General features: G+C 36.0%; 7 protein-coding genes. 6 read left to right on the top strand and 1 reads right to left on the bottom strand.

The window, feature by feature from the left end:
* Positions 1–147 precede the first annotated feature (147 nt).
* Positions 148–858 carry a dipeptidase PepE gene (gene pepE / locus ACRDEC_RS04080; RefSeq protein ID WP_431497059.1) on the bottom strand — a complete coding sequence of 237 codons (711 nt, stop codon included), beginning with the start codon at positions 856–858 and terminating at the stop codon, positions 148–150.
* 120 nt (positions 859–978) lie between these two features.
* Here pepE and ACRDEC_RS04075 point away from each other — a divergent pair, with 120 nt between their 5' ends.
* From ACRDEC_RS04075 to ACRDEC_RS04050, 6 genes are read left to right on the top strand one after another with little or no spacing between them, the layout of a single operon-like run.
* The gene (locus ACRDEC_RS04075; protein WP_431497058.1) at positions 979–1,725 is read left to right on the top strand and encodes a hypothetical protein; all 747 of its coding nucleotides are present in this window, start codon (positions 979–981) and stop codon (positions 1,723–1,725) included.
* The gene (locus ACRDEC_RS04070) at positions 1,715–2,473 is read left to right on the top strand and encodes a hypothetical protein (RefSeq protein WP_431497057.1); all 759 of its coding nucleotides are present in this window, start codon (positions 1,715–1,717) and stop codon (positions 2,471–2,473) included. The genes ACRDEC_RS04075 and ACRDEC_RS04070 overlap by 11 nt, the downstream gene beginning before the upstream one ends.
* 12 nt (positions 2,474–2,485) lie before the next feature.
* Positions 2,486–2,989, top strand: a complete 504-nt coding sequence (locus ACRDEC_RS04065; protein ID WP_431497056.1) for a DUF6702 family protein — start codon at positions 2,486–2,488, stop codon at positions 2,987–2,989.
* Positions 2,990–3,049: 60 nt separating this feature from the next.
* Positions 3,050–5,305 carry a M1 family metallopeptidase gene (locus ACRDEC_RS04060; protein WP_431497055.1) on the top strand — a complete coding sequence of 752 codons (2,256 nt, stop codon included), beginning with the start codon at positions 3,050–3,052 and terminating at the stop codon, positions 5,303–5,305.
* A 54-nt stretch (positions 5,306–5,359) separates the two neighbouring features.
* Positions 5,360–5,710, top strand: a complete 351-nt coding sequence (locus ACRDEC_RS04055; RefSeq protein WP_431497054.1) for a Sec-independent protein translocase subunit TatA/TatB — start codon at positions 5,360–5,362, stop codon at positions 5,708–5,710.
* Positions 5,710–6,279: a phosphatase PAP2 family protein gene (locus tag ACRDEC_RS04050; protein ID WP_431497053.1), complete on the top strand. Its 570-nt coding sequence runs from the start codon at positions 5,710–5,712 to the stop codon at positions 6,277–6,279. The genes ACRDEC_RS04055 and ACRDEC_RS04050 overlap by 1 nt, the downstream gene beginning before the upstream one ends.
* Positions 6,280–6,311: the final 32 nt, after the last annotated feature.

Genomic DNA, 6,311 nt, shown 5'->3' with positions numbered 1-6,311 from the left:
ACGAGAAGCCTCGTCTTCCGCTCTGCTAAAACCTCAAACGAAAGTCTGAGGTTTTTTTATTTTAAGCTGGTTGTCGTCTCGTTGAGTTCAACGAGAAGCCTCGTCTTCCGCTCTGCAAAAAGCCTCAAACATTGTTTGAGGCTTTTTTTATTGTAAAAAGTTTAAATTTTCACTTGGGGCCATTTCTACCGGAAGATCATTTTGTCTGAACAATCTTGCTGTCAACTGGCCGCGAATAATGATGTTTTCTCCATAAACTTCCAACCAGCTTCCTTCACGTAATCCTAAAACAGGAATAGCGCTTATCGTGTGGAATTCGTTGATTCTGGTCTCGCGTGTTTCACCCATATGAGTTGAACCTTCGATTGGGTCTAAATAGTGCGGATTTAAATTGAATGGAATTAACCCCAAAGTAGTAAAACTTTCTGGTAAAACAATTGGCATATCATTCGTAGTGTTCATGGTCAAACCTCCAATATTACTTCCGGCACTTGTACCTAAGTAAGGAGTTCCATTGTTGATTGTTTCTTTTAAGATAGGGATCAAATGATAATGGTACAATTGAGAAACCAGTAAAAAAGTATTTCCTCCACCTGTAAAAATAGCCTCAGCTTCCTGAATGGCCAGTACTGGGCTTTCAAATTCTTGGATGCCTTTTACAGCGATGTTTATTTTGGCGAAAGCCTGACTGACCTTTGCTGTATATTCTTCGTGGGAAATCCCTCCGGGTCTGGCATACGGAATGAAAAGCAAGGTTTTGCAATTCTCAAAATGTGTTGATAAGACAGGTAACAGGTATTCTAAATAATCCCCGTTATATAAGGTAGAGGTGCTAGCAAGTATGATTTTTTTGCTCATTGTTTTACGTTTCAATTATAAGTGTATCAAAGGTAAAAATTATAATTAACAAAAAATTACCAAGGCCTTAATAATAAATTGGGAAGAGGGGCTTCTATTTTTACAACGTAATTTAATCGTATGAAGCAAATTTTACTCTTTTCTTTTTTTATGTTCGTTCAAAATGCATTTTCTCAACTAACTTTAAAAGGGAAAATAGTTTCGGATACTCCTAATTTAGAGGGAATCGAAGTGTTAAATTTGTCGAATAAGAAGCACACATTAGCCGACAAGGATGGTTTTTTTAAAATCTTAGCTAAACCCAGTGATACTTTGTTTTTTAGTAGTAAAAAATTCAAAGAGGAGTTAGTGCCTTTAAAGCCAGGTGATTTTTCTGAACGTGAATTTGTGGTGGTTCTTATTCAAAAGAAAAATGAATTGTCTGAAGTGGTTATAAAAAATTATCCAGAAATTAATACAGTTAAAATGGGAATTGTAGATAAAGATGTTCGTGTCTACTCAATCATACAACGTAAATTGAAAGTGAAAAACGCGTTGTCAGCTTATCAGCTTAATAAGATTATCGATGGGATTAACAGTCCTGATTCTTTTCTGAATGATTCTTCAAAAAGAAAAGCCACCGTTTTACAAAATTTGATAGTTGAAAATAAAGAGAATTTAAGGGTGAAACTTGATAAGGATTTTGAAAACTCTTTTTTTACAGAAAAATTAAAAATCCCTGTTGATTTTGTCTCAGGTTTCAAAATATTTGCGCTTGAAAATTTTAATATAAGACAAAGCGTAGCTGGAAAAAATAAGGCTATGACTAGTTTTTTACTCATTGATTTGGCTCGCGAATTCATAAAAACGATTAAAAATGATGAGTAATATAAATTTCGTTTGGCTGATAATTTTAATTTCTCAAGCTGCTTTTTCTCAAACGCTGTTGAAAGGGAAAGTGATTTCTGAGGCATCGAATCTTGACGGTATTCATGTAATTAATTTGTCGAATAAAAAAAACACGCTGACAGGGAACAGTGGTTTTTTTTCTATTTTGGCAAAACCTTCAGACACATTGATGTTTTCCGGAGTATTGGTCAAAGGAACTCAAATTGTATTGAGACCATCCGATTTTTCAGAAAACCTGTTCTTTATGAAATTGAAACCTCAGGTGAATCAGCTGGACGAGGTTGTCATTAAAAATTATTCGGAGATAAATGCGGTTTCGTTGGGAATTATTCCAAAAGGAACAAAATCCTATACACCGGCACAGAGAAGACTGAGAACGGCCAGTGCTCCATTTGCAAGTTTAAATGCCGGCGGGATGATGGGTGGTTCTGTGGGTCTTGATCCTTTATTAAATGCAATTTCAGGGCGAACAGCAATGCTTAAAAAAGAAGTTGCAGTAGAAACAAGAGAACGATTGCAGGAACGATTGTCTCATATGTTTGAAGATGTTTTCTTTGTTGAAAAGTTAGGAATTCCTGCAGAATATGTCAAAGGATTTCAGATTTTTACTCTCGATGACGAGAAGTTGGTCAAAGCATTAAAATCTAAAAACACGACATTGACTGCTTTTTTATTGGGAGAATTAGCTGAAAAGTATAAAAAGATGGTATTTCCTGAAAAGAATTAATATTTTTATGGCATGAAAAAATCCCTTTTTATTTCTGTCTCAATCCTGTTATTTGTAGGCCTTTCTGCTTTTGCGGTGCATAAATTTTATGTGTCTATCTATCAGATCAATTATGTACAGGAAAAAAAAATGATTCAGATAACTTCACGGATTTTTGTGGATGATTTGAACACTGTTCTCAAAGAAAAAAACAAAAGGAAGACATTTTTGGGAGAAGCAAATGAATCTCCGGGAGATGTTGCTTTAATGAAAAAATACCTGTTGGAAAATCTTTCCATTAAAATAAACGGTCAGAGTAAACCGATAAATTACCTGAGCAAGGAAATGGAAGGCAATGTGTTGATTTGTTATTATAACATCAAAGACATTTCAAAAATAAAATCTTTCGAAATCCAGAACACCGCACTGCTGGAATTAAATGACGATCAGCAAAATATCATTCAAGCCAATATTTACAACAAAAAACAAAGCCTCTTGATAACGGTTGATAATGTGAAAGGTTTGTTAAAACCTTGATTTGAATTTGTTCTTCGATAAATTTAATTATTTTTATCGTTCGAAAATTACTTTTCCGTTATGAAAAACACTACTATCAACTTGTTGTTTTTGCTGGTATTCTCTTCTTCTTTATTCGCTCAGGTGGCTAAAGAAACGCCAAAACAAAGAGCGCAAGGTCACGAAGACACAAACAAATTCAGGCAAATGTATGATTTGTTAGCGACGCCTAATATGTACCGTACTGCTTCAGGAGCGCCAGGGCCAGAATACTATCAGCAGCAGGCTGATTATAAAATGGATATAGAACTGGATGATAAAAATGCCAGATTATTTGGTACAGAAACCATTACCTATACCAATAATGCTAAAGAATCTTTAGACTATTTATGGATTCAGCTGGACCAGAATATATTAGCAAAAACATCAAAAACACCTTTGGTTGAAAATTCTAAAGTAGATCAATCTATAAGTGCTCGGGGCTTTTCAAGAAAATACTTGGAAGAAAAATTTGACGGAGGTTTCAAAATCGAATATGTAAAAGACCTTAAAGGAAATCCTATTTCGTATACGGTTAATGAAACTATGATGCGTATTAATTTAGAAAAACCATTGCCTCACGGACAAAAAATGTCTTTTACCATAAAATGGAATTACAACATTAATAATTATATGGTGGACGGAGGACGTTCCGGTTATGAGCAATTTAAAGACGGAAACAGATTGTATGTTATTGCCCAGTTTTACCCAAGAATGGCCGTTTATAACGATGTAGAAGGCTGGCAGAATATGCAGTTTTGGGGAAATGGTGAATTCGCATTGCCTTTTGGTAACTATGAAGTAAATATTACAGTTCCTGCGGATCACATCATGGAGGCGACAGGAACACTGCAAAATCGAAATGAGGTTTTCACGCCGGAACAGGTAAAAAGATATGCACAGGCACAACAATCATTTGAGAACCCTGTGATTATAGTGACACAAGCAGAAGCGATGGTTACTGAAAAAGGGTTTTCAGATAAAAAGAAAACCTGGAAATTTAAAGCTGAAAACGTTAGGGATTTTGGAATTTCAACTTCCCGTAAGTTCATTTATGATGCGATGGCAGTTAAGTTGGGCGGAAAAACGGTTATGGCTACTTCTGTTTATCCAAAAGAAGGAAACCCGCTTTGGGAACAATATTCTACCAGAGCGGTAGCGCATACTTTGAAAAGTTATTCCAGCCACACTTTTGACTTCCCATACCCAAAAGCGGTTTCTGTAAACGCACAGGATCAAGGGATGGAATATCCTATGATTTGCTGGAATTTCGGACGACCTGATGAAGACGGGAAATATACAGACAGAGTAAAATACGGTATGCTTGGCGTAATTATCCACGAAGTAGGGCATAACTTTTTCCCGATGATTGTTAATTCTGACGAGCGTCAGTGGACATGGATGGATGAAGGATTAAATACTTTTATGGAATATTTAGCCGAAATCGAATGGGAAGCTGCATTTCCTGTAGACAGAGGGCCGGCAAAATTAATTGTTCCTTACATGAGCGGTGACCAATCAGGATTAGAGCCTATTATGTCGAATTCTGAGAGTATTCGACAATTTGGGAATAATGCTTACGGAAAACCGGCAGCGGGTTTAAATATTATGCGTGAAACAATTATGGGGCGCGAATTGTTTGATTATGCTTTCAAAACATACGCTAACCGATGGAAATTCAAACACCCAACACCTGAAGATTTCTTTAGAACCATGGAAGATGCTTCTGGAGTCGATTTAGACTGGTTTGTACGCGGATGGTTTTATACTACCGATTATAATGATATAGGTATTAAAGAAGTGAAACAGTTTTTTGTCAGTAATGAAGCTCCGGCAGGATTTCAGCCGCAACAGGCAAACAGACGAAATCGATTTAAGAATTCAGGGCCATTGGTGTATATGATTTCGGGTGAAAGCCCTGATTTCAAAACGGAAATGAATAAAAAATTAGAAGTCAAAGAAGTAAAGACATTGAATGAATATGTACAGGCTACTTTTTCCGAGGAAGAAAGAGCTAAATTACAAGAACCAAAATATTTCTATCAGGTAACTTTTAATAAACCGGGCGGATTGGTTATGCCGCTTATTGTTGAAATTACTTTTGAGGACGGTACGACTGAAAACCATAAATTCCCTGCTCAAATTTGGAATATGAACGATGCAGAAGTGTCAAGGACTTTTGCTACACAAAAAATCATCAAGAAAATTATGGTTGACCCGAAAGAAGAAACCGCTGATATTGATGTGACCAATAATGCTTGGCCAAAAGGAGAAGTAAAATCGAAATTTGACCAATAAAAGGTAAAACTTAAGTAACTTTGCAGTCTTAGAACTTTATAAAATTAAAACAAAATGTTTGGAATAGGTGGTGGCGAATTAATTGTGATTATTTTCATTGCGCTAATGCTTTTTGGTTCCGATAAAATACCGGACATAGCCAGAACATTAGGAAAAGCTATGGCACAGTTGAAAAATGCCACAAACGATATAAAATCTGAAATTCAACGCAGTGCAGAATCAAATGATATTGATATAAAATCAATGACCAGTGATTTTACGTCAGAAATTGATAATGTAAAGCAAGGATTTAACAAAATGGTTTCGGATAATACAGGTGAAAATCCATTGGATATTACATCAGAAATCAATAAGGTTAAAGAAAACATAGATGATTTGACCGGACCAATAAAACGTCAATTGTAATGCTGGAACGTCTTCAGGAATTAGACAGGAATCTTTTTATTTATTTAAACAGTCTTGGAAATCCTCTTTTCGACGGATTTTGGCTGGTTGCAACAAAACAGTTGCATTGGGCTCCCGTTTTTTTGATTATCTTCTATTTGATTTTTAAAAAGAAAGGCTGGAAAAACGGCTTAATGATACTTCTTTTTATCGCATTGCTGGTGTTGGTAGGTGACCAGTTTACCAATCTGATTAAATATGCTGTACAACGGATCCGTCCTTGTAATAACCCGGATTTAGTGGGTGTCATAAGGATTTTGCACACCACACCAACTTTCAGTTTCTTTTCCGGTCATGCGACAAACTCTATGGCAACGACGCTGTTCGTTTACCTGATTCTGAAGAAACACTTCAAGTATGTGTTTTTATTGTTTTTATGGCCGCTGATCTTTGCTTACAGCCGTATTTATATCGGGGTACATTATCCTGGAGATATATTGGCGGGCTATGTGGTTGGTGCTACATTCGGTTTTGCTTTTTATAAATTATACAGGAAGACCGAACAAAAATATTTCCCTGATTCTTTCTAGGAGCTTTTTCCAGCTGTCCACTCTATCTTTTC

Source organism: Flavobacterium sp., assembly GCF_050696275.1.
In the GTDB taxonomy this organism is placed as follows: Bacteria; Bacteroidota; Bacteroidia; order Flavobacteriales; family Flavobacteriaceae; genus Flavobacterium.
This window is presented reverse-complemented; position numbering and strand designations above follow the sequence as displayed.

Excerpts from the sequence above, each read along its gene's own strand:
- pepE (WP_431497059.1), bottom strand. The coding sequence starts at position 858 with ATGAGCAAAAAAATCATACTTGCTAGCACCTCTACCTTATATAACGGG.
- ACRDEC_RS04075 (WP_431497058.1), top strand. The coding sequence starts at position 979 with ATGAAGCAAATTTTACTCTTTTCTTTTTTTATGTTCGTTCAAAATGCA.
- ACRDEC_RS04070 (WP_431497057.1), top strand. The coding sequence starts at position 1,715 with ATGATGAGTAATATAAATTTCGTTTGGCTGATAATTTTAATTTCTCAA.
- ACRDEC_RS04065 (WP_431497056.1), top strand. The coding sequence starts at position 2,486 with ATGAAAAAATCCCTTTTTATTTCTGTCTCAATCCTGTTATTTGTAGGC.
- ACRDEC_RS04060 (WP_431497055.1), top strand. The coding sequence starts at position 3,050 with ATGAAAAACACTACTATCAACTTGTTGTTTTTGCTGGTATTCTCTTCT.
- ACRDEC_RS04055 (WP_431497054.1), top strand. The coding sequence starts at position 5,360 with ATGTTTGGAATAGGTGGTGGCGAATTAATTGTGATTATTTTCATTGCG.
- ACRDEC_RS04050 (WP_431497053.1), top strand. The coding sequence starts at position 5,710 with ATGCTGGAACGTCTTCAGGAATTAGACAGGAATCTTTTTATTTATTTA.